Source organism: Geitlerinema calcuttense NRMC-F 0142 (assembly GCF_030285425.1).
On record NZ_JASVEJ010000003.1, the window covers coordinates 62695 to 86882 of the forward strand.

General features: G+C 49.6%; 17 protein-coding genes and 1 pseudogene. 8 read left to right on the forward strand and 10 right to left on the reverse strand.

The window, feature by feature from the left end; translation table 11 throughout:
- Positions 1-202: 202 nt before the first annotated feature.
- A complete protein-coding gene (locus QQ055_RS01025; RefSeq protein ID WP_286004076.1) occupies positions 203-2290 on the reverse strand; it encodes a DNA phosphorothioation-associated putative methyltransferase in 2088 nt (695 codons plus the stop codon).
- 153 nt (positions 2291-2443) lie between these two features.
- On the opposite strand from QQ055_RS01025, the gene QQ055_RS01030 reads away from it, so the two are divergent.
- Positions 2444-3268 (forward strand): GUN4 domain-containing protein, encoded by an 825-nt coding sequence (locus QQ055_RS01030; RefSeq protein WP_286004077.1) that lies wholly within the window; start codon positions 2444-2446, stop codon positions 3266-3268.
- Between the two features lie 17 nt (positions 3269-3285).
- Here QQ055_RS01030 and QQ055_RS01035 read toward each other — a convergent pair whose 3' ends face one another.
- The 6 genes and pseudogenes from QQ055_RS01035 to hisF all read right to left on the reverse strand — a co-directional run bounded on the left by QQ055_RS01035 (position 3286) and on the right by hisF (position 8485).
- Complete coding sequence (locus QQ055_RS01035; RefSeq protein WP_069968023.1) at positions 3286-3858, reverse strand: Uma2 family endonuclease; 573 nt, start codon at positions 3856-3858, stop codon at positions 3286-3288.
- 35 nt (positions 3859-3893) lie between these two features.
- Positions 3894-5129: a DUF445 domain-containing protein gene (locus tag QQ055_RS01040; RefSeq protein ID WP_285963037.1), complete on the reverse strand. Its 1236-nt coding sequence runs from the start codon at positions 5127-5129 to the stop codon at positions 3894-3896.
- Positions 5130-5291: 162 nt separating this feature from the next.
- Positions 5292-5984 carry a bifunctional demethylmenaquinone methyltransferase/2-methoxy-6-polyprenyl-1,4-benzoquinol methylase UbiE gene (gene ubiE, locus QQ055_RS01045; protein WP_285963038.1) on the reverse strand — a complete coding sequence of 231 codons (693 nt, stop codon included), beginning with the start codon at positions 5982-5984 and terminating at the stop codon, positions 5292-5294.
- 3 nt (positions 5985-5987) lie between these two features.
- Positions 5988-6944, reverse strand: coding sequence for a response regulator (locus QQ055_RS01050; RefSeq protein ID WP_285963039.1), 957 nt, complete (start codon positions 6942-6944; stop codon positions 5988-5990).
- A gap of 485 nt (positions 6945-7429) precedes the next feature.
- Positions 7430-7615, reverse strand: a pseudogene (locus tag QQ055_RS01055) (hypothetical protein); the annotation flags it as partial.
- Positions 7616-7708: 93 nt separating this feature from the next.
- Positions 7709-8485: an imidazole glycerol phosphate synthase subunit HisF gene (gene hisF / locus QQ055_RS01060; protein ID WP_285963040.1), complete on the reverse strand. Its 777-nt coding sequence runs from the start codon at positions 8483-8485 to the stop codon at positions 7709-7711.
- A 273-nt stretch (positions 8486-8758) separates the two neighbouring features.
- Here hisF and purN point away from each other — a divergent pair, with 273 nt between their 5' ends.
- From purN to QQ055_RS01080, 4 genes are all read left to right on the forward strand, one after another.
- Entirely contained in the window at positions 8759-9430 is a 672-nt protein-coding gene (purN, locus tag QQ055_RS01065; RefSeq protein WP_069969894.1) for a phosphoribosylglycinamide formyltransferase, read from the forward strand.
- Positions 9431-9828: 398 nt separating this feature from the next.
- The gene (locus tag QQ055_RS01070) at positions 9829-12993 is read left to right on the forward strand and encodes an MFS transporter (protein ID WP_432805988.1); all 3165 of its coding nucleotides are present in this window, start codon (positions 9829-9831) and stop codon (positions 12991-12993) included.
- Between the two features lie 183 nt (positions 12994-13176).
- Positions 13177-14043: a TIGR02587 family membrane protein gene (locus QQ055_RS01075; protein WP_286004079.1), complete on the forward strand. Its 867-nt coding sequence runs from the start codon at positions 13177-13179 to the stop codon at positions 14041-14043.
- On the forward strand, positions 14040-14435 hold the full coding sequence (locus QQ055_RS01080; RefSeq protein ID WP_285963044.1) for a TIGR02588 family protein: 396 nt from the start codon (positions 14040-14042) through the stop codon (positions 14433-14435). The genes QQ055_RS01075 and QQ055_RS01080 overlap by 4 nt, the downstream gene beginning before the upstream one ends.
- On the opposite strand, the gene bioF is transcribed toward QQ055_RS01080, so the two are convergent.
- The gene (bioF, locus tag QQ055_RS01085) at positions 14416-15639 is read right to left on the reverse strand and encodes an 8-amino-7-oxononanoate synthase (protein WP_286004080.1); all 1224 of its coding nucleotides are present in this window, start codon (positions 15637-15639) and stop codon (positions 14416-14418) included. The genes QQ055_RS01080 and bioF overlap by 20 nt on opposite strands.
- A 199-nt stretch (positions 15640-15838) precedes the next feature.
- Here bioF and QQ055_RS01090 point away from each other — a divergent pair, with 199 nt between their 5' ends.
- Positions 15839-16087, forward strand: coding sequence for a hypothetical protein (locus QQ055_RS01090; protein ID WP_286004081.1), 249 nt, complete (start codon positions 15839-15841; stop codon positions 16085-16087).
- 135 nt (positions 16088-16222) lie between these two features.
- Here QQ055_RS01090 and murD read toward each other — a convergent pair whose 3' ends face one another.
- Positions 16223-17602, reverse strand: a complete 1380-nt coding sequence (gene murD / locus QQ055_RS01095) for a UDP-N-acetylmuramoyl-L-alanine--D-glutamate ligase (protein ID WP_286004082.1) — start codon at positions 17600-17602, stop codon at positions 16223-16225.
- Between the two features lie 441 nt (positions 17603-18043).
- Between murD and QQ055_RS01100 the strand changes: the two genes are divergently transcribed.
- Positions 18044-20107 carry a hybrid sensor histidine kinase/response regulator gene (locus tag QQ055_RS01100; RefSeq protein ID WP_286004083.1) on the forward strand — a complete coding sequence of 688 codons (2064 nt, stop codon included), beginning with the start codon at positions 18044-18046 and terminating at the stop codon, positions 20105-20107.
- Between the two features lies 1 nt (position 20108).
- On the opposite strand, the gene QQ055_RS01105 is transcribed toward QQ055_RS01100, so the two are convergent.
- Positions 20109-22496, reverse strand: a complete 2388-nt coding sequence (locus tag QQ055_RS01105; RefSeq protein ID WP_286004084.1) for a serine/threonine-protein kinase — start codon at positions 22494-22496, stop codon at positions 20109-20111.
- 1114 nt (positions 22497-23610) lie between these two features.
- Between QQ055_RS01105 and QQ055_RS01110 the strand changes: the two genes are divergently transcribed.
- The gene (locus QQ055_RS01110; RefSeq protein WP_190567139.1) at positions 23611-24117 is read left to right on the forward strand and encodes a LabA-like NYN domain-containing protein; all 507 of its coding nucleotides are present in this window, start codon (positions 23611-23613) and stop codon (positions 24115-24117) included.
- Positions 24118-24188 lie beyond the last annotated feature (71 nt).

The window sequence follows — 24188 nt, forward strand, 5'->3', positions numbered from 1 at the left end:
TCAAAAATTAGTCGGGTTAATCTATAAAACCAAGATTTCCGATAGAAGTTAGTCGATTGGATTACGAGTTAAACTCCCTGATTGACTGACAAATCTTTTGGGTAGGTGGGGTTGAACATCGCGAAACCTAACTGTATCAGTTTTGTTGGGTTACGCTAAGGCTAACCCAACCTACCCAAGAATCAAGGTTTTGGGAGTTTTGTCAGTCAACCCGGTTAAACTCTTGTGCGAACGTTTGGTGGGCGGCTTTTGCTAGCTTTAAGGCTTCCGGATCGGCATCCTGGCGATAGATGAGTTGATGATTTTCAATTGTGGCACAATGTTCGGCTAAACATTGCAGCCAGCCTTGGCGAGTGCGGATGGCTTGTTCGTTTTGGTAGAGTCCCCAACTGGCTTCTGTTTGGGTGAGTTCGATCCATTTGTCGGCGTTGGGATAGTCGGAACCCACTAGACGATCTTTTTGGTGGAGGATGGGCGGATCTTTGAGGGTTGAGTAGTCTTTATAACTGACGGTTAAGTCGCGCAAGTCAATTTGCATACTGGTGTGTAAAACCGGGTGCGGATCGGTGTCGAAATCGGGATAGTAGTGATAAGAGATTTTTGGCCGATCGGTGTGAAATTTAATGGTGGTGACATTTTCTAGGCGTCCGATGGTACGATTGGCGCAACCTTCGTAGAGACGCAATCTCGGATCGAGGGTATCGAGATAGCGACGGTGAACGGAAAAGGCGCGCTTAGATTGTTTTCCGACAGGGGTATGCTGGCAGCATTTTTTGACAAAGTTGAGATCGCCAATGCTAAAGAGCATTTGATCGGCGAGAATGCAGGCAGTGCGGTAGCTACCAAATAAGCTTTTAATGTCGTTTTGGACTAAGGGAGAAAATTCGCTAATTTTTTTGGGTCGATTGCCAAATTGGGTGAGGGCAATATAGACTAGGAGGTCGTCTCGACGGCGATCGCTCAAAGCGTCCCACTCTTCGGCCTGCGTAACCTGTAAGATCAGTTGAAAGGCGCGGCGATAGGTTCTAAATTCGTCTAAAATTTCGGCTTCTGTGGAGAGTTCCCCTTTATAAGGTAGCCTTCCCCGTTCGGTAAAAAAGGTCATAACGGGGGCGACGAGTTCTTGATAGTCTTCAAACCGCTTGCTGGGTTGGCGGATGCGGGGAGTGGAGGCGCGGGAATGGAAGCGAGAGGCGCGGAAACTCGTGGCGCGGGTGCGATCGCGAAACACAAAGTAAACGCCCAACCCGACGGGAACCGCATCCACCTCTAAGACTTGATCGATATAAACTTTGAGTTCTTCTTGTTCGTAATATTTCTGGAAGGTATTGCGCCTCGTAATAATGCCATCCCCATAGGCGATTTGTCCGTCTGTACGTTCGTTAATTAAAACTTGGGCGGAGACAATTAACACCTGTTGGGTTAATTCCCAGGCTTTAATTAAAGCTTCCCGACGTTCGGCTTGGCATTCAATCACGTTGATCACGTAACCCAAGTTAACGATATCGGCCGACACTAGGGGCGCATCGGGCTGATAATAGGGGTCCCAGCCTGCACTCACAATCCCTTTTTCGTGGAGGCGTTCCACATCTCCCCCATAGCCGCAACCGTAATCAAAAAAGGTCGCTTCTGGGGCAAATAATTCGGCTTCTAGGGCTAACCGAACCGGGCGCGATACGTCTTTGCGGGGAATGGCGGCTTTGTGGCGTTCGATGCGGGGAAGAACGGATCGTCTGTCAAATTCGGGAGATTGAATGACTTGATGATCGTGAATTTCTACCCCAAATTCGGCTAAACAATCTAACCAATTTTGTAAGGTGCCGATCGCCATTCCTCGCCGTTTATCTAAAAGTCCGATCGCTTCTTCTTGGCGCGTCAGTTCTGCGAAGGTTTCGTAGCCCGGATAGTCGGGGGCGACAAAGGTTTCTTTGCGGTGGAGAATGGGGGGATTGTCGCTGGTTGTGTAATCGCGATCGCCTAGGGTTTGATTGGCTAAGTCAATTTGCCAACTGGTGACGAGTTGCGGATGCGGATCGCTGTCGAAGTCGGGGTAAAATAGGTAAGAAATTTTGGGTCGATCGTAATGGAATTTAATTAAGGTGAATTCCGTTAGGGTGGGGGCGATCGCGCGGGCGGCGTTGGCGTAAGCTTGCAGTTGCGGATCGAGGTGAGATAAGGCGCTGCGGTGGATGTAGAGGGCACCGGGTAAGCGTTTGCCGATCGGACTCTGCTGGCACAGGCTAACAATTCGATCGAGTTCGATGGCTATGGGTTGAGATGAAGAAATCACCGCGATCGCCCTCCCTATAACTGCACTGCAAGTGAGTGATGATGGGTTTACAAATCCGAATCCGCCCCATCCTAACTTTTGTCTGAGTTCGATCAAATCTACCCTGAGTTATTCAGGATACGATCGGTATTTAAAGTTATTGCGTGCCGGAATTTGAAACTTTCTGACTATGCCCGACAAGCGGGCGTTTCTTACAAAACGGCTTGGCGTTGGTGGAAAGCTGGAGTTCTGACGGGCTATCAGTTACCGAGTGGGACGATCGTGATTGATTCCCAACCGGAACAAACCCGACCTCTCAATCGTGAGGTTTGTCAGGCTTCCGATTCCACGGCTGCAAGGCTTGCAGGTTTTGAGACAAAGTTAGAAGCGTTGCAAGCCAGTTTACACCAAGCGGCGATCGAGCGATCGCATCTGTTGGCCGAGTTAGAAGCCGCAAAACGCGATCGCGCCGAACTTTTAACCCTCGTTCAACAGCTTTTAAGAGATTTACAAAGCTTAAATTTTCCAGCCCCTGCCCGCTGGCCCTCAGAGGTGGGAATGGACTATACTCACCTCGAAATGCTGTTAGCTGATGGGAAATGGCGGGAGGCGGATGAGTACACTTGGTTGTTGTTGTTAGCCATTACTCAACAAGAAACCGCCGGTTGTCTGGGGTTGGAGGATGTTGCGGGGTTTCCCCAAACGGATTTACAGACGATCGATCGGCTTTGGGTGGACTTTAGCGGGGGGCTATTTGGTTTGAGCATCCAACTCGAAATTTTTGCTAGCGTGGAGTATGCTTACCCGGAGTTTTGCGATCGCGTGGGTTGGCGCGTTCGGCAAAAATGGCTTTATTACGACGAACTGAATTTTAGTCTCAATGCACCCGCCGGACATCTTCCCGTATGCGTTTGGCGCAAGCGTTCCTGCTATGGGGTGGGTTTTGTCAGCGCCGCCGATAGCGCGATCGCGTTTGCTAATCGACTTTTAAACAATTGAGCGATCGCGCTATATTGCTAAGGGGTTATAAAAATATCAGAAACCTTCAGATTCAGTTCTCTGAAACCGGGAGAGATGACCCATTCATCATCCTTAAACTGACCCACTTCTGTATAAGCAGAGTCGATTAACTCTAATACAATAATCGCTTGTAGCTGAGGATCGACAATCCAGTATTCAGGAATTTGGCAATCTTGATATTGTATTCTTTTAGCGATGTAATCTCTTTCTCTTTGAATCTCTCCAGGACTGACAATTTCAACAACGAGTAGAGGCGGCAACATAGAAAGGCGAATGGTGTTGCGCGTTGAGAGTTGTTGAATATGTTCTTCTCGAATAATAGTAAGATCGGGATATCGATTTTTGGGTTCGCCTTTCACTTCCAATTCTAGTCCTTGCGCCCTCACTCGATCGGTACCTAGCATCAAAGCAAAAACCAAGAACAGTCGATTAGCAATTTGAACATTTAACCCTGATTCAGGAGGCATTTCGATGAGTTCTCCGTTAAACAATTCATAAAATTTTTCTGAACGATTTTCGTAGAGGAGATACTCTGCAAAACTTTCAAATCTAGGTTTAACATTGACCATCGAATAGACTCCATCTAAACCGGAGAGTTAAGGCGCTAAATCTGCTGATAAATGAGTAAAACGGTTTGCAACAAACCAATAATAAAACCGAGGACACCTCCTAAATTTACAATGGCTTGCAATTCGCTGCGAACAATCCCATTAATCGCCGTTTCTAAATCGCTGGGGGAAGTCGCGTTCACCCGATCGATAATCACTTGATCGATATCTAAAATCGGCAAAGTTTGAGCAACAATAATTTCTAAATCTCGTTCTAAATAGCGTTCTAATATCAAAGCCAGTTCCTGACTAATCACTTCCAAAGAAGAAGTCAGCACTGGAGAAGTTCTTAAGCGATTAATCGCAATACTGGCAACATTTTCCCAATCAATTGAAGAACTTAAACCTTGCAGGAGATCTGAACCTCGCGTTTGGATATAAGTGCGAACGCTTTCGCGCATTGTTTTCCGCAGTTGGCGAACTGTAGATACAGGAAGGTTTTGCAGGGAGACATTTTTCAACCACTGCTTAATGCGATCGCGCACATTCAAAGAAATCACTAACTCTTGAATGCGAGTATTGGCTTCTTCTCGTTCATCCAAGCAATAGGTTCGCAAGCGAGATAAACTATTTTTTAACCCTAATAAATTAGCAACCACCCAGTAGGTGCCGCTGGTTTTTTCACGAAATCCTTCATCAATGATTTGAATATTGCGATCGGTGAGAAAATCGACTAATGCTTGGCGAATCACATCTGGGGGAATGACTACCATCAGCAGCCAATCTGAGAGCGATCGCGCCTGTTCTTCTGTCAGTTGAAACTCCAAAAGAACTTGATCGAAAATCTGATTAAGTTGAACTTCTAAAAAATCCTCTCGCCGCGCCAACACCTTAATTAAACGCGGTAAAGATTGCCCTAACAAATCGCGCAAGACGCCCGCTACAATTTTAACCGTCTTTTGTTCTTTATCAGCTTGGATCTGGTCGAGAGCAGATTTCAGCAACCATAAAATCGCACTCTGCATTCGTTCGGTGGCTAGCAGGCGTTTGGCAATACTTTGCAGTTCAGTGGGAGTCAGTAAAGACCCCATAATGGTATCTGCAATCCGCTTGGCTAATCGTCCCTGGTTGCTAGGAATTAATCCCGGCGTGAACGGAACCTTCCACCCCCCTAGCGTATAGGCGCGATAGGGACGAAACAGCATTTTGATGGCTAGATCGTTGGTAAAATAGCCAATCACTCCACCTGCAACGGGTGGAACAATATAAATCCAGAGTTCAGACCAATTCAAGGTAACGTCAGTTGTGAGTTGACAGCAGGGGTTCAGACGTTGCAGTTTAGAGCGAACCCTTCTTGCACAGAAGTACAAAAAAGTCAAGTGATGGCGAACAGACCCATCTAGACCTGAGCGATCGCACCTCTAAAATCAAAGGACGCTTAACCGACAACGTTGTTATTTGGTAACGACCAATACCCCCATCATACCGCCCGCGATGGGGTAGTGAGTGGCTAAACCAAAACCCGCCTGCTGGGCTAGCACCACCTGTTGTTCGCCCATTGGGAACCGTTCTAAACTGGGGGTAATGTAAGCATATTCTTCCGTTAAACCCAGATTTTGAGCGGCTGGCACGACAATCCGATCGAGATACCACTGTTGAAAAGTTCGCATCCAATCCAAACTCGGCCGGTGAAAATCTAAAATAGCGGCTTTTGCACCCGGTTTAAGCACGCGGTGTAACTCCCGCAAGCATTGGGGGATATCGGTGACATTTCGCAACCCATACCCCATTGTTGCCGCATCAAAGCAACCCTCCTCAAAGGGAAGCTGCAAGGCGTCGGCTTCTACCCATTGAATGGGATAGCGAGGATACGTCTCTAAATGGCGCGTTTTGGCGATCGCCAACAACTCGCGGGAAAAATCCACCCCATAAACCTGACCGCGATTGCCGACGCAATGACTGAGCCTTAAACTGAGATCGCCACTGCCGCAACACAAATCTAAACAGGTGTCTCCCGGTTTCGCCGCACTCCACTTAACGGTCATCTGTTTCCAGACGCGATGCTGTCCCAGACTTAACCCATCATTGAGGCGATCGTACACCGGAGCGATCCGGTCAAAAATTTCTCGCACCCGATCCGCTTGCATGGGTTAACCCACCGCCTGCACGTTATGGGTACAAATCAACGCTAAAGCCACCAGTTGAGCCGACAGGTGGATTGAGGTTAATTCATCCTCCCGCAGTCGGCAAGGCTGCTTCCACTGCAAGGAAAGTACCGCTAAAACCCGATCGTCGTGGGTAATGGGGATAATTAAATGTGCTTGAGTTCCAGTTGCCGCATAATGTTCCACCTCTGCCAACGCACTATCGGCTGCCACGTTCACAGACACTTGCATACTGCTAGAGGCGATCGCTTCTGCGGCCAAGGGGTCTTTCGCCAGCCAATTCTCCACCCCCTGGGTTTTGCCATAAGTCCCCTGAGTGGCGAGTAATGAAGTCCCCTGCACCAGTTGCAAAATGCAGCCGTCAGCGTCAAAATTCTTGCCAAATGCTTCGGCCAGAGGGGTGAGAATTTCCTCAGTTCCCGAAGATTCGCGAGAGACTTGAACGATCGTGTAGAGTAAAGCCGTTTGAGCTTGAGCGCGGTGCAGTTCCTCGGTACGCTGTTTGAGGAGTTCGTAGGTTTCTGCGGCTCGCTGCACAACTGCCTTGAGTTCGTTAGGGTCCCAAGGCTTTGTAATATATTTATAAACTTGACCGGAGTTAATGGCTTCCACCAGGTCTTCCACATCGGTAAACCCGGTAAGAATAATCCGCATCGTGTTGGGAAACTGGGGAACTGTCCGGCTGAGAAACTCGGTTCCCTTCATTTCTGGCATCCGTTGGTCAGAAATAATGACAGCAACTTCCCCTTCGCTCGCCAGAACCTCCAAGGCGCGGACGCCACTTTCTGCCCTGAGAACTTGAAAATCTCGCCGAAAGGTTCGGTACAGTAAATCTAGATTATCTGGCTCGTCATCCACCACCAGCATCTTCGGCTTTTTGGGTCGATCCATGCTCATTAGTTTGCGACTGATACTATCAAGCTCTGGTATGACATTTTCCATATCATAGTCTCCTAACGGCAACTTCCTGTTATCGGCAAAAAATTGCCTTCATCTGAGGAGGTTGAGTTGAGTCTTGCTGACTCGCCCGTCAGCGCGAGAGATACAAAACAAGTCCTCATTGTAGTTGGTGAGATTGGGCAGCAATCACCGTTAATTTGCTGAATTCACAGCAAATCAGCGCTCATCAGCCACAAACTTACCCTTTGGCATCTTATCGGATTTGGGGAGAACTTAGAAAACCTCCTGCAATCAATTGCACTCAGTAGGATCGCCAATAGTGGATTCGGGGCATTCTATCAATCCGATTTTTAATCTTATGTTAATAATGAGGTATCTGAACTTTGAACTGAAAAATAGCGATCGCTTCCTTAGTAGCGCATCAGCGTACTGGTTTGGGAGGAGGGTTCCCAAGAGGTTCTAGGCTCCTCGGACAACACCACCCAACTCATCGATTCAGAGAAGTCCACTGACACTGAGGATTCGTGGTTCATCTGACTCATATAGCCGACATAGTGACCCATCAAGAAATAGACGGCAACCATTGCAGCAGCAGAGACGGCCACTAAAAATCCAGCCAGCATCAGCGAAAACTCTCGCTGTTCTACAGCCTCTTGCATTAGGTGAAGAGACCAGGCAACTAAGGCAATGACGATTATGAGAATAACGATCATTGCAAGTTTACGAAACGTAACATTAACTGTATTGTAACAGTTCTCCTCGTGCCAGTGTCCACTTCTCGATCGAGAGCTACTTTTAGGCTAAACTCAGGCTCCGTTATAGCGAACCGGAATATTTTGCTCAGTCAAATGCTGCTTAATTTGAGCAACGCTTAACTGTCCGTAATGCAAAAGAGAAGCTAATAGGGCGGCTTCCGCTTTCCCCTCCGTTAAAGCTTGGGCGATATGCTGACAATTTCCAGCCCCACCAGAAGCGATCGCTGGAATTTGTACCGCTTCTGCGATCGCGCGGGTCAGAGCTAAATCATAGCCCGCCTGAGTCCCATCGGCGTCCATACTGGTCACGAGGAGTTCTCCAGCACCCCGCTGTTCTACCTCTTTTGCCCAAGCAATTGCATCAATACCTGTATTCTCTCGACCGCCCCGGACATAAACGTCCCAACCCGGATTCTCCGGATCGGTGCGTCGCCGAGCATCAATAGCCACCACAATACACTGATTGCCAAAGCGATCGCTCGCTCGGTTAATCAACGCTGGATCGCGCACTGCGGCGGAATTAATACTAACTTTATCCGCCCCCGCCCTTAACAAACTTTTAATCATTTCTAAGGATTGAATTCCCCCGCCCACCGTTAGGGGAATAAACACCTGTTCGGCTGTCCGGTAGACCACATCTAAAATAATGTCGCGGTCTTCATGAGTGGCTGTAATATCCAGAAACACCAACTCATCAGCCCCCGCATCATTATAAACCTGTGCCAACTCTACCGGATCGCCCGCATCCCGAAGATCGACAAAATTCACCCCCTTCACCACCCGACCCGCTTTTACATCCAAACACGGTAAAATTCGCTTTGCCAGCATTCGATCAACCCAACAATACTCATCTCTGTTGAACTTAAGCCCTTGCGTCTTTGTTGGCAACTGAGGAATGAGTGCTGAGTGGGAAGAAGGGAGTTGGGAGTTAGGAGTTGGGGGTTGGGGAAGAAGATACAGGAAACACTGCTACGCACGCCTGAGCGCGCAACAACTTCTCACTCAGCACTTTCTACTCAGGACTTAGAGAAGCACTCGTTATGAACCAATAACCGTTATAGTCAACTAAGAACAATGAAATAGAGATGTATCGATTTGGGAATGTCTGACTTTATTGACTCAACTCCAGCGAGCTTAATTGTACCTGATGAGTTCTTGCCTGCGCTCGATCCAGAGTCACCCTTAAAGTTAGGCGTATTAGCCTCTGGAAGTGGGACTAACTTTGAAGCGTTAATTCAAGCGATCGCCGCTCAACAACTGAGCGCTAAGATTCAGGTACTCATTTACAATAACCCCGGTGCCAAGGTTGCGGCTAGAGCGCAACGCTGGTCTGTTCCCACCGTCTTCCTTAATCATCGAGATTACACCAACCGCGAAGAATTTGATGCCAAAATTGTTGATAATCTACGCCAATTCGATGTTGATTGGGTAATTATGGCGGGTTGGATGCGAAAAGCCACCCCCATTTTAATCGATGCTTTCCCTAACAAAGTCATCAATATTCATCCTAGCTTGCTGCCCAGTTTCCGGGGAATAAATGCCATTGAACAAGCATTAGCAGCCGGGGTCAAAATTACAGGTTGCACCGTTCATCTGGTACGTTTAGAAGTGGATGCCGGGCCAATCTTAATGCAAGCAGCGGTGCCCATTTTACCGGATGATACGGCCGAAACGCTCCATGCTAGAGTGCAAATTCAGGAACACCGAATTTTGCCCAGAGCGATCGCCCTAGCGGCTACCCAACAAGCCGGATTGTATCCCAAAAACTACTAAATCTAAGCTCTTTGGTGAATTCTACCCTCAGACAACAGCCGGATTCAAACCTGGGGGGGATGTGTAGCCCTCACTTCTCAAGAGATTCTAAGGTATCAGGAGCAAACTGTTTGACGCTCCGAAGGCTAGAAGTGCAGGGATTGATTGCTCTAGTTCAGCAAACCTCATCATCTCACTTTTGGCTGGCCTCTAGCGACCGACCAGAGATTCTAGTCGAGCGCATACAGTTCCGGTGGCCTCACGGTACCTCAGTTTCTCGTGTTAGATAGGAAACTTGATGTTTCCAAGCCCACCCCCTCAGACACACATCTGGGGAGATCTGTGCTGGCTATTGGGTCGCTTCTGGTAACTGTCATGTCTAATACGGGGCAAACGCAATCACATACGAGGGAAAGACGATGTTTCAGAGTGCAGCCATAGCACTGAGACTGATCGGTGGATCGATGCCATTTGCACAGACAGCACCCGTGATCGATCCAACCATTACTCCCAGACCTGAAGACGCAGCCTTAGTCTTTTCTGGGCCACAAATTTTTGCAGCGCTAATTTCAGGATTAGTGCTAGCTTTTGCTTTTCAACTGCTTTTAACCAACTTAGGAGTAGGTGCCGCTTTATCTTTAGCTGGCGGAGATCCAGACAAGCGGAGTTCCGATCGCGATAGAGACAGCAATAAAAGCGATGCCGATTTAGATGACACGCTTGGCAAAGTTGGCTTTTGGCTAGGTTTAGGTACGCTAGTCAGCGTCAGCATCGCCTTATTTGTCGCGTGTTACTTAGCCGTTAAACTGAGTCTGATTGCCAGTCCAGCCATTGGTGCAATTATCGGACTCGTGATTTGGGGAGCTTATTTTTCCCTATTAGTTTGGGTCAGTTCCACCACGGTTGGGTCATTTATTGGTTCTGTGATTAATACGGCCACCTCTGGCGTCCAGGCCCTGCTTGGCACAGCCACAGCCGCCATTGGCGCAAAAACAGCGAGCAACCAGGTCGTTGCAACCGCAGAAGCCGCCGCCGCTGCTGTTCGCCGCGAACTCACTGGCGCAATCGATCCAGAAGGACTGCGCGAACAAGTTGAAGATTACATCCAAGCGATCCGTCCGCCAGAGTTAGATCTGCGGCAGATTCGCTCCGAGTTTGATAAGATTCTCGGCGATGTGGATCTTAAAGATATTGCTCAAGGTGAAGCTTTACAGAAAATTGACCGTCAGGCTTTTGTCGATCTGGTGAGCGCGCGTACCGATTTGTCGAAGCGCGATATCGATCGAGTAGTCGATCAACTCGAAGATGCTTGGAACCAAACGGTGAAACAAGCACCCAAACGGGATGCAATGGCGGAGTTAGTAGACTATCTCAAGTCTGCTGCACCCGGCCAAATTGTTTCGGATCAAGTGTCTAGCAAGTTAGACGAGTTGATCGCCGAACTGCGCTCTAATGGTTCTGGGGAAGGGTCTAAAGACTCCGAAGAAATGGGGATGATGGCTCAAGCTCAACAAATGGGTTTAAATGCCCTGATGGGCTTGGTTTTAGGTCGGACGGATTTTTCCGATCTCGATGTTGCCAAGATTGTAGAGCAAATTAAACAAGCTCGCGATCGCGTCACTGACCAAGCCGATCGAGTCGCGGTAGAAGTTAGCGGTCAGCATATTGTTTCTTACAACACGATCCGCACCGATATTGAAAATTACCTGCTCAATGCTTATCCCTGGCAACTCAAACCCGCCATCCTAGAACAAGAATTTCGCGAGGTGCTTTACGATCCGCAAGCCGATCCCAGCGCCATTCGCTCAGAACTCGAACCGATTCGCCGTCAAGAGTTTGTAGACTTACTGACGCAGAAGGGTTTGTTTACCCAAGCCCAAATTCAAGCGATCGCCAGCCAATTGGAAACTATTCGCCGCAGCGTCTTGTACACGGTGCGGACGGCGGAAGAACAGGAAAAAGCGGCTGAGTTGCGAATCCGCTTAGAAACCTACTTGCGCCACACCCCCAAGCTGCGACTGCTCTCGCCAGAGGACAATCAACGCTCGGTGCAAGCGTTATTAGAAGATTCTGATAGCGACTACGAACAACTTCAGAGACGGCTGGCTCAATATGACCGCGCGACGTTAGCGACGCTGTTGGCTTCCCGCGAGGATCTCTCGATTGAGGAAAAAGATGCAATTCTGACTCAGTTGATTGAAATTCGCGATCGCGTTCTGTTTGAATCGCAACGACTTGACGAACAGGTGAAGGCGCAACTGACGACGACTCAACAAAAAGTTGCCGATTATTTACGCCACACTGGGAAGTCGGAACTCGATCCGGCCGGAATTGAGCGCGATCTCAAGGTGCTGTTACAAGATCCGGCGTTGGGAGCAGATCTGCTGCGCGGACGCTTATCTCAGTTCGATCGCGATACCCTGGTGCAGTTGTTGGTTCAACGCCAAGACTTAAGCGAAGCGGAAATTAACCAAGTTCTCGACCAAGCAGAAGGGGTTTGGGATAACGTGATTCACGCTCCCCAAATTCTGACGACGAAGGCCAAAGAACAGTACGATGATGCCACGAGCGCGATCGCCGATTATCTCCGTTCGACGGGTAAATCTGAATTGAATCCCGCAGGAATTCAACGCGACTTAAACTTGTTGGTGAATAACCCGCAAGCAGGCGCGATCGCCATTCGCAACCGCCTAGCGCAAATGGATCGCGATACCTTTGTTAAACTGCTCACCCAACGAGGTGACTTGACAGAAGCAGAAGTCAATCGCACTATTGACCAACTGCAACAAAGCATTCGCACCCTAGTGAAAGCGCCGCGCCGTCTGGCGACTCGGACGCAAAGACAGTTGTACGATTTCCAAACCAGCATCGAACAGTATCTGGCAAATACCGAGAAAGAGGAACTCAATCCCAGAGCCATCAAACGCGATCTCAGCCTGTTGATGCACGATCCACGGGTAGGAATTGAGAGTTTAACCGATCGCCTCAAGCAGTTCGATCGCGCTACCCTGGTGGCGTTGCTCTCTCAGCGACAAGATATCTCGGAGGAAGAAGCGAACCGCTTTGTCGATCAAATTCTCAGCGTTCGCGATCAGTTCGTCGATCAAATTCGGGCCATTCAACACCGAATTCAAGATGCTATCGACCATGTTTTCGTCCGCATCCGCACCTATCTCAATTCTCTGGATCGACCGGAATTGAACTACGACGGGATTATGCGCGATGTTCGCAAGCTGTTTGACGATCCGCAAAGTGGGTTTGATGCTCTGCGCGATCGCCTCAGCCACTTTAACCGCGATACCCTAGTCGCCGTTCTCAGTTCTCGCGAGGATATCTCCCAAGCAGATGCTAACCGCATTGTCGATCGCATTGAAATGGCAAGAACTTCCGTACTGCAACGGGCGGAACGAATTCAACTCGAAACCCAACGTCGTCTAGACGAAGTAAAACTACAAGCACAACGCCAAGTCGAAGAAACCCGCAAGGCGGCTGCATCTGCTGCTTGGTGGCTGTTCGGTACGGCAACCGTTTCAGCCGGGTTATCGGCTTTGGCCGGATTTTTAGGCGTGATTCGCGCGTTCTAAATTGAGGAAAAATGTATTAAAGCGCACAACAGTTAAGGCTGTTGTGTGCATTCTTTTTCTAAGATAGCTGTACTCCGTAAGGTTAGGACAGACTAAACTCCTCAAAAGATGAGACTCACTCCGTTTTAACACCGCTACGCGGAAGCACTCAGCACTCAGCACTCAGCACTTTGCTATAGTTCGATGCCTAGGAAACGCAAACAACAAGCCAATGCTTGGTTAAAAGAGTTAGATGACTTAGTACGGGGATGTTCCGGTGGTTTCTTATTCGGGATTCCCCTGGTTTATACGATGGAAGTGTGGTGGATCGGTTCTACCCTGACTCCGGCGGAAATGTTAATCATTTTAGGTCTAACTTTAGGGATTGTGTTCTGGCTAACGCGCACTGAAGGTTTTCGCCGCACTCGCCAGCACCAATTTTTTGCCTACTTTGCCGAAAGCGTTGAGGCTTTAGCATTGGGGCTAATTTGCGCGACGTGCCTATTAGTTCTGTTACAGGAAATTACCCTGTTTACGCCCCTAAACGAAGCTTTGGGTAAACTGGTTTTAGAAAGCGTCCCCTTTTCGATTGGGGTAGGGTTGTCTAAAGCATTTTTAAGCGGCGATCGCTATGCCTCTACTGAAAGCACAGAAAACCCCAAACCCGCCCGCCTGAACGCCACCTTAGAAGAAATTGGGGCAACCCTTACCGGCGCTTTAGTCATTGCTTTTAATATCGCCCCCACTGATGAAGTCCCAATGCTATCGGCAGCGGCGACACCGCTTTCCCTGCTAGCCCTCATTGCGGCGTCTTTGCTGATTTCCTATAGCATTGTCTTTGTTGCAGGATTTACAAACCAGGCAAAACGCCGACAGCAGCGGGGAATCTTTCAACGCCCAATGAGCGAAACCATTATGGCTTATTTAGTCTCTCTAGGCGTCAGCCTGTTGATGCTGTTATTTTTTCACAAACTCGGTCCTAACGTTCCCGCCTCGCTATGGCTGAGATATAGCTTAATTTTAGGATTGCCCGCGAGTATTGGCGGAGCCGCCGGGAGGTTAGCGGTATGAACTCCGATTTCCAACAGGCGCGATCGCTCCCCGAATGGATTACCTTTATTGTGGCAACCCTAATTCTATTAGGGGTAGTGGGGCTAACCCTCAATGAATGGCGAACTCAACAAGATAGCCCCCCCATTCTCAACGTCAACACCAGTTCCTCGATCCGAACCGACTTGGGACAATATTACGTTCCTTTTTCGGTCCTTAATAGCGGTGGAACAACCGCAGAAGCCGTGCAAGTGATTGCAGAGTTGCGCGTTAATGGCAGCCTCCTAGAGTCTGGCGAGCAACAAATTGACTTTTTGGCTAGCGATGAACGTCAGGAAGGCGCATTTATATTTACGCGCAACCCCCAACAAGCTGAATTAACAATCCGCGTTGCTAGCTATAAATCTCCATAGATTGAAGCGCATCTACGAGTTGCTGCAACTGTTCGGAGGTATGGGTTGCCATTAAAGAAATGCGGATGCGGCTGGTGGTGACAGTCGGAGGGCGAATGGCAGGGGCAAAAATACCCGCCTGCTTGAGCAAATGACCGACTTGTAAGGCTTGGGCGGGGTTTGCCAGTTGCAAGCATAAAATTGGAGAGTCGGAAGGAAGCAATACCGCCTGGGGGAGTTGGGTGGCTAATAAGTGCTTAAATTGCGCGACATTTTGCCAAAGCTGCTGGCGGCGCTGGGGTTCTCGGCGGCAGATTTCCACGGCGGCTAGGGCGGCTGCGGTATCTGCGGGCGTTAGGGCTGTTGTATAAATCCAACTGGGGGCGCGGTTGCGTAAAAAGTCAATTAAGGGGGCTGAACCTGCAACATATCCCCCCAAACTCCCTAGGGCTTTACTCAGGGTTCCCACCTGAATCATCGGCTTTCCCGTACAGTTGAAATATTCAGCACAACCCGCCCCGCTTTCGCCAAAGACGCCTGTAGCGTGGGCTTCATCGATCAGGAGCATACTGTTGTATTCTGTCGCCAGATCGAGCAGTTGCGGGAGAGGGCAGACATCCCCATCCATGCTAAACACGCTATCGGTGACGATCAGACAGCGCCGATAGTGCTGGCGGTGCTGTTGCAGTTGTAGGGTTAGGTCTGCTAAGTCTAGGTGTTGATATTCTTGAATTGTTGCGCCGCTGAGAATTGCCCCGTTTTTGAGACTGGAGTGGTTGTAGCGATCGCTCAAGATTAAGTCTCGCTTCCCTACGACAGCCGCGATCGCGCCCAGGTTGGCTAAATAGCCCGAACTGAAAACTAGGGCGTCTTCAGTTTGCTTGAGTTGGGCGATCGCTTCTTCTAATTGTCGGTGTAACGGGCGATGTCCGGTTAACAGGCGCGAACCCGTACTGCCCGTTCCCCAGGCGCGAGTTGCGGCGATCGCGGCTGCAATCAAACGCGGATCGCCCGCTAAACCCAAATAATCATTGCTGGCAAAGTTAATCCACGATTGCCCTTGACTTTGGACAATGCAACCGGGAAGACTGTCTAAAGGCTGTACGGAGCGATACCAGTTCGCTTGGTGAATGGTTTCTAAACTCGAAGCTAACCAAGCATAGGGTTCGGTTGTCGTCGGGGGTGAATGTCGGGCGCGATCGCTCAAGGGATAGAAAGGTGACAAATTAGCCCACCCATTTTAACCTAAATTTTAGATCGGTAAAAATACTTTTTGGCGATTCCCACCCCCTTTTTTTCAGTATTTCCCCTGAGTATTTGGGGGGAATTCTAGGGGAGCGGAATTGCTTTTCTGTATATTTTCTGTTGTGAGGCGTTGCTATCTAGCGTAAGTTATAAATATCAACAACAGGGATGGTCAAGCGATGAGCTTACTACAAGTTGGTCTAGCGTCTGTTTATCTCCTACTCGGCGTGACATTCTTTCAAAACTGGTATGACGCCTTTAAACGCGACCAGCCCAACCTAGACGAAGAAGATATTTTGATCTCGCGAATTGTGCTAGGCGTGGCAACCGTACTCTGGCCCGTTGTTGTCCCCATTTCCTATATTAAAGTTTTGCAAGCGACCCGCAGAGAAAAACGCAAAGAGTTCCAACGCATTTCTTATAACTAAGTCTGCGAAATCTCCACAATCTCTACACCGTTGATTTCTGCTTCCCTTTCATTTAGTTTTGACGTTACACCTACATCTGCGATCGCCAACTGATGCATGATTTGGCGATCGCTTTTTATATCTGGGCCTTAGCACTCATCGCGAAGCACTTAACAGAAGACATAACTCGCGGAAGCGATCGCCTCTTTGTTCAAAGTTTTGGAATTGGTCAAAACTGGCACAAGCCGGTGAGAGCAAGACCCCTTTTGCTTGATATTGCTTGGCTAAAGCCAATCCTTGGGGAACTGCGTTTTCGAGGGTTTCCACCTGCTCAAAGGCGGTATAACCTACCTCAGCGAGGCGCTTGGCGAACAGTTCAGAAGCTTCGCCAATAAGTAAGACGGCGGCGGCTTTCGCTTTAATGGTCTCTAACCACGCGGTATCGTCGCCTTCTTTGGCTTCTCCTCCCGCAATTAAAATCACGGGTTCGCTAACGGCGGCTAACCCAACCTGGGCCGCATCGTAGTTCGTGGCTTTGCTATCGTTAATCAGAACAATCCCGTCGAGGGTGCGGATGGTTTCTAGACGGTGGGGAACCCCTGGAAATTCTGCAATGGCTTGAGCGATCGCGCTCTTGTCAATTCCGGCGAGTCGCGCAACCGCCACCGCCATTAACAAATTTTGCTGATTGTGCGCCCCTACCATTTTTAACGCATCCGCCCGGACAATCGGCTCGCCTTGAGCAATGACCCATCCCTCTTCTAGGTAGACGCCGCGATCGCGATCGCCCAAGAGATTTTCTTTACCAGCCGTACTCGTCCAAATTGCCTCTTGCCACTGGGTTAACCCCATTTGGCGCAGATAGGGATCGTCGCCGTTAAACACTTGCCAGCGCGATCGCTTCAGCAAGCTTGCCTTAATGTTGTAGTAATTTGAGAGCGTTTTGTGACGGTTGAGGTGATCGGGGGTAAAAGTTGTCCAGACTCCAATTTCAGGTGCTAGGGTGAGGGAAGATTCAATCTGATAGCTGCTAATTTCTGCGATGACCCAATCCAGAGGTTTTTTAGAGGAGTCGGTTGCAGCCAGAGCGAGTTCTCCAATGGCACGCCCAATGTTGCCGCAGGCTGGCGCATTCAGTTGGGCGGTTTGAAAAATCGCAGCGACTAGGGCAGTTGTGGTGGTTTTGCCGTTGGTTCCCGTAATGCCAACCCAGGGAATCTGTTTTAAATGACGCCAAGCCAGTTCAACTTCACCCAAAACTTCAATTCCCAACGTTCTGGCTTGTACCAAGACAGGTACATCCCAAGGAACTCCCGGACTGACGACAATGCACTGGGGCAACTCGCCGCTAGCTTCTAAGTTGAAGTCCGATCCCAGATAAACGGGAATGCCTTCAGATTGAAGCTGCTGCTGTTGTTGTTGCAAGGGGGCAGAGGTATTGCGATCGCTCGCGCTAACTTGCCATCCTTCCCGTTGCAGGAGGCGTGCTGCTGCAAGACCTGATTTTCCCAGTCCGATGACGTGAGCGTGAGCCATAGACAATCTCTACCGATCCCAACTTTGCCAACTTCATATTTTATTATCCTTTTGAACTCTAAAAAAATAGTCATTTCTGCTGATTTCTGCCAGCGCTTTGTAAAGTGTGTGCAAACGCTATCCAACTGAGAGTGAATGCGCTAACATTTTCACAGACCTCTGTCTATCTTTCTCAAGATAGAATTATCAGCTTGCCCGCCTTGGAATTTGTGAGTCTAGCGCCGCTTGGGTGAATCTGGGAGCCGTGAGTTGCTGTTCTCAGTTTTGTGGATAAAGTTGATTTTCAAGCAATTTCCAGTCTAATTCCCGTCTTCAGCGAGGAACTAAGGGGAATCCATCTGTCAACTCGCTTGTGTGGCTCCAAATTTGACAGTCTTCTGTAAACGCCCACCCCTTGAGAATTACAGGGGCGATCGCCTTTTTTGTGGAGACCCAAAGCGAATGGGAGCAAAATCTATGAGTTTTGACGGACAAGTTGCGGTTTCCGACCCTTTGTTTTCTTGCTCTGGCGAGATGAGCGATCGCATCCGCACTCGCAACTGGTCGGCAACCCCCCTCGGCGCGATCGCCACCTGGCCGCAGAATTTGCGGATCGCCCTGAGCATTTTGCTGTCTTCGCAATTTCCCATGCAAATCCTCTGGGGGCCCGAATACATTCACTTTTATAACGATGCTTATATTCCAATTGCCGGGAACAAACACCCCCAGGCGCTAGGACAGCGAGGGCGCGAATGTTGGTCAGAAGTCTGGGACTTTGCCGGCCCCCTATTAGATAACGTTAGAACCACTGGAGAAGCCACTTGGTCGGAAGATCAACTCCTGTGGCTCAACCGTCAAGGTTATTTAGAAGAATGCTACTTTACCTTTTCTTATGCCCCCATCTACGGGGAGACGGGTCAAGTGGATGGCATCTTTATTGCCGTACAGGAAACCACCTCGCGCTTGATGAGCGAACGCCGCCTCAAAACCTTGCAAGTTGAAGCCCAAGAATCCAGAAATCGCTTAGAACGAGTGCTGGCCAGCCTCAACGATGCGTTCATGATGCTGGATCGTCAATGGTGCTATACCTATGTCAATCCGCCAGCCACTCAACTGTTTGGCAAAACCGAGGCTGAATTGCTCGGTCAACCCATTTGGCAAGCCACCCCTAGCTTTAACGAAATGGCTTGTGCTAGCCAACTTCGGCAAGCCATGATCGAGCAAAAGGTGCGGTATTTTGAACGTTATTGCCCGTTGCAAAATCGGTGGTTTGAACTGCGCGTGTATCCCTTTCCAGATGGTCTTTCTTTGCTGTGCGTCGATATTAGCGATCGCAAACAAGTGGAAACCGAACTCGCAGAACTTCTCAGCCGCGAACAAGCCGCCAGAGTCACCAGCGAAGCCGCCCGCGAAGCCGCCGAAGCCGCCAACCGAATTAAAGACGAGTTTCTCGCCGTCTTATCTCACGAATTGCGAACGCCCCTCAACCCGATTATCGGTTGGTCGCAAATTTTGCAAACGCGCCCATTAGACCCAGAAACCACCAAACGGGCCTTAGAAACCATCGAACGCAATGCCAAATTACAAACGAAATTAATCGAAGATTTGCTAGATGTTTCGCGGATTCTGCGGGGAAAATTGAACCTAGAAGCGCATTCGGTGGATTTAGCGACCATTATTGGAGTCGCCATCGATACGGTGCGTTTAGCCTGCGAAGCCAAGTCCATTAACCTGCAAACGCACTTTCAGCCCCATGTTGGCTGCGTGATGGGCGATGCTAACCGCCTGCAACAGGTGATTTGGAATCTGTTAGCCAATGCCGTCAAGTTTACCCCACCAGGCGGACAGGTGAATATCCGGTTGGAGCAAGTAGAACGTGACGCCCAAGTTACCGTCAGCGATACGGGCCAAGGCATTTCTCCAGAGTTTTTACCCCATGTTTTTGAGTATTTCCGCCAGGAAGATGGAACCCTGACCCGCGCTTCGGGGGGATTGGGTTTGGGGCTAGCGATCGTGCATCATTTAGTGGAATTGCACGGCGGAACCATTACCGTCGAGAGTTCCGGGTTGGGTTTAGGGGCCACCTTTACTGTCCGCTTACCGCTTTCAGAGAAGCGATCGCGCCCTCGCAGTCGCGCTAAAACCCTGCTTCCCCACATCCATTTACGGGGAATGAAGATTTTGGTGGTGGATGATGAGGCAGATATGCGGCAGTTTCTCAGGTTTTTACTCGAAGAGTATGGGGCAAGCGTTGGGGTTGCAGACTCGGCCGAAGGCGCTTTGCAAGCGTTGAAATTCGACAATTTTGACGTGCTGGTCAGCGATATTAGTATGCCCCAGGTGGATGGTTATCGACTAATTCGACAGATCCGCGAGCAAGGAAATCGGATTCCGGCGATCGCGCTGACGGCCTATGCAGGCGAAGCGAACCGCCAACAAGCAATCAGCGCAGGCTTTCAAATCCATTTAGCCAAACCCGCCAACCCCGAAGAACTCGTAGAGGCGATCGCGCAATTGAAAGCGTGAACTACTCGTTGTTGGAGGGGAACGGCACTTCTGGGGCAGTGACCAAAGGGTCTTGAGAAACGGCACTCAGCGTCCAAGGTCGGGTCGGGTTCGAGGAGTCTGAGTCATCGAATGCTCGCGTAGGTAACTCGGCGGCGATCGCATCGGTAGGTAAAGCGTCCAGCAGGGGTTGCAAGTCTTGTAAAACTTCGTGGGCTGTTTGGTAGCGCTGGCGACAATCGACGCGCACCATCTGATTAATGATGACGGCTAATTCGTTGCTGGTCTTAGATTGATGCTGCCAGATCAATTCCCCCGTTTTGGGGTCATCCTGTAAGGAATTGACGGGCAACCCAGTTAGGGCTTGAATGGCGATCGCGCCGACGGCATAGAGATCGCTGTTGATTAAAGGCTTGCCCAAACATTGCTCCCTAGGGGCATAGCCGCGAGTGCCAATGCCAATGGTGATACTGTTCTGCGCGAGATTGCCCGTGGATTGAGAGTTAATCAGCTTGACGGCCCCAAAGTCAATTAGCACCAGTCTGCGATCGCTCTGGCGGCGGATGATATTGCTCGGTTTAATATCCCGGTGAATCACCCCTTGCTGATGCACGAATTCCAGCACGCTTAGGAGATCCTGGAGAATCCGCAAAACCCGCATTTCCGATAGGGGTTGTCCGATGGTGAGTTCGCTGCTGAGGGGAGTTCCTTGAATCAGTTCTTGCACCAGATAAAATTCTCGATCCTCTTCTAAGTAGGCATAGAGTTGAGGAATTTGATCGTGATGACCGAGTTGTTCTAGGGTTTGGGCTTCCCGATGAAATAAGCGGCGTGCCACTTGCATGACTTTCGGGTCATCGGAGGTGATTTTTAGCTGTTTGACCACGCATTCCGGTTTGCCCGGTCGTCCTCGATCCTCGGCAATATAAGTTTCGCCAAATCCTCCGGTTCCTAAGACTTCTAAAATGCAGTAGCGGTCTTGAATCAGTTTGCCGAGGGGAGGCGGAACGCGATTTCCGCAGAGATCTCTGGGCGCATCGACCGGCTTTGAGGCGGTGTCCGGGGGCAATTCTGACGGGGCGGGGGATGCTTCGGCGGGGGCGGTTGCGTTCCTGCGCCATCGTTCAACGCTATAAAGCGTGCCGCACAGGGCGATCGCGATCGCGGGAGTTGCCGTGGGGACGATGGTAAGGGCTGCTACAAATAACAGATAGCTGGTTATCGTCCAAGCCACGATAATTCCTAACGTCCAACTCAAGCAACTCACCAGGCCTTGGGGACGGCTTAACCCCCAGCCAATGCTGGCTAGCAGGATAAATACGAGCAAGCCGCCTCCGGTGGTTTGGGGAACCACCTGTTTGAGGGTGCGGTTTTGCATTAAGGTGGCGATCGCATTGGCGTGCAGTTCCACCCCCGATAGTTGTTCGGGGTAGAAGGCGGTACCGGAGAAGGGGGCGCTTTGAACGTTGTGCAGCAAGGAAGCCGTCGGACCGATCAAGACAATTTTGTCGCGGAAGTATTGACCCGCTTGCAGGTAGGTGTTCCAGTTGTCGGCGTTGAGGATATGCCAAAACGGGATATGTTCAAAGCTGCCTCCCGGACCGTAGAAGAATAAATGACTGCCGCGCGGTTTGGGATAACTCACTTGGGCGGCTTGCAGGGCGGCTTCGGCGAGGGAGGGGGTAGTGACGGCCCATTGCTGGTAAAGTTCGGCTTGATCGGGGTAGGCTTTGGCGAGGTGTTGGGGAAAGGCACGACCGAGTTGGTGGACGCGGCGATCGCCTTCGAGTAAGAAGTTAATGGTGCCGCTAATGGGGGCGTAGGCGCGGTAGGGGGCGTGGGGTTGAATCAGTTGGATCAGGTTTCCCTGCCGGATGCGGGCGTTTTCGTAACTGGCGGCTAGGGCAATGCGATCGCCATATTGCCGAAAGGTTTCTTTGAGTTGGGCGTCGTCGTCGCTACCGTAGCTGCTAGGGGCGTCGAATAGCAGGTTGAGGACTACGGCTTTTGCCCCGGCTTCCATGAGGCGATCGATGGCTTGGGCATAGGTGGCACGCGGCCAGGGCCAGGTTTGCAGGGGTTCGAGTTCGGCGTATTGTTCGGGGTTGCTGCGGTAGGCTTGCCCTTGGGCCAGGGATTGTTCGTCAATGGCGAGGATAACGATGTTGGTTGGGGCAGCAACCGGACCCCGCAGTTCAAAGAAGAGAGTTTGAACTCGCCGTTCCCAACGGGCAGCGATGCCGAAGTCAGTGGCGGTGGCGATCGCGCTGGCTAAGGCACAGGCTAGAATTCCTAAATGGGTTTTGCGTCCCCGAATCGCTCGCTGCCAAATCCCAGACTTCTCGGTTGATTGAGCGTCTAACGCGGTGAGTGCTAGGCTGGCGATGCGCTCAGAGTTGGGTTTAGACATATCAACGTTAGCAACCCTCGATTTGGACTTTACAGTTTTTGGGATTCGATCTTCACTGAATCTGAATCAAGTATTTATACTTTTTTATAATGAGTTTTAGGTTGAAAGCTCATCACCCCTTGTGGGGAAATTGAGGTTCCTCTAGTGAAACAACCCACCGTTCGGAACTCGCCTGGGCGGAGTCGCGTCTGAGGTCATTGGCTAAGACGCCCTCTTCGGCGGTCGGTTCCTAAAGTTAAAGGATAAATTTTTGGCTCTATTGTCATCAGTTGAACAAATTTGCTGGAGGTGTCTTGTCCGTTTTTTAGAAGCCTTCTCTCGGCTTAAGTATAAAAAAAACTCAGTATTAACCATTTGTTTGTTTCTATTCATTGGCTCAAAGCCTGCTTTTTGCCAACTTTAACGTCTTTTCTCAGTCTAAAAAACAGGGCGATCGCGCTTGGGTTAAATTCACCAAAAGTTCATCGCTGTTGAACCCAGGCAAGGTTGACCCTCAAACGATTGAAATATCTTGAGATGCCGATTGTTGCCAAACCCAAAGCGTAGGGGATCGAACTCCTGATGTCAATCCGCCAAGCGTCTTTTTGAGGGGATGAGTCCCTCCTCAGTTCCCCAAAATTTGGTAAGACTCCCGAAACGCCTAGTCATAAAGGGGCATTTTCTGCAATAATGAGTTTAAGACTACGGAGTAACGCCCTTTGCTATTCATCCAGTCATTTGGTAATAGCAAGTAATCGGACTCTTTATAGGCTTGGAACTATTAAAACTGTTGACATCTCTATAGCAAAAATCCTAAACGTAGGAATCTGCCAAAATTCTATTTTTTTCGTTCCGTGGTTGCCAGTTCTCTTGTAACTTGGCATCCCTAGGGACGCACCCCTGCTTATGAAAAAAAACCGATTGAAACCAGTGCAATTCGCAAATCGCGAGTCCCTTTTCGGATCGTGCAGCGATTTCAATCGGATTTTAGCAACAGATTTTATAGTTCCGCCGAGCCAAAACTAAAGTTAGCCGTGGATTTCAGGTTCGGGGCTAATTTAACTTTTTAATTTTGAGTAAATTGCGAGTCGTCATCATGCAAATCTTAGGTATAAAAAATATGTCGGGATGTCTTATGAATCGCATTTCCATATTTGTAGATGGAAATAATATGTTCTACGCCCAACAAAAAAATGGCTGGTTTTTCGATCCGCGACGAGTGTTAGAATATTTCACCTCTGAACCCTCGATTGAACTGGTAAACGCCTTTTGGTATACCGGAATTAAAGATGCTCAAGACCAACGGGGATTTCGAGATGCATTAATTAGCCTCGGTTATACCGTCCGTACTAAAATCCTCAAAGAATATTATGACGACAACTCCGGTCGCTATTCCCAAAAAGCCAACCTCGATATAGAAATTGTTATTGATATGTTTAATACGGTCGAACAATACGACCGAGTTGTATTATTTAGTGGGGACGGCGACTTTGAACGGGCGATTGAACTGCTAAGGTCTAAAAATACTCATATCACCGTTGTTTCCACCGAAGGCATGATTGCTAGAGAACTGCGAAACGCCACCGATCGCTATATTGACCTCAACGACCTGCGACCTTATATTGAAAAATCGGATTATTAGCCCCTTTCCCTTCATCCCCCAAATTAGCAGTCCCAGACCTACCTAGAAAAATTCCTATCGCCGCCCTCCCG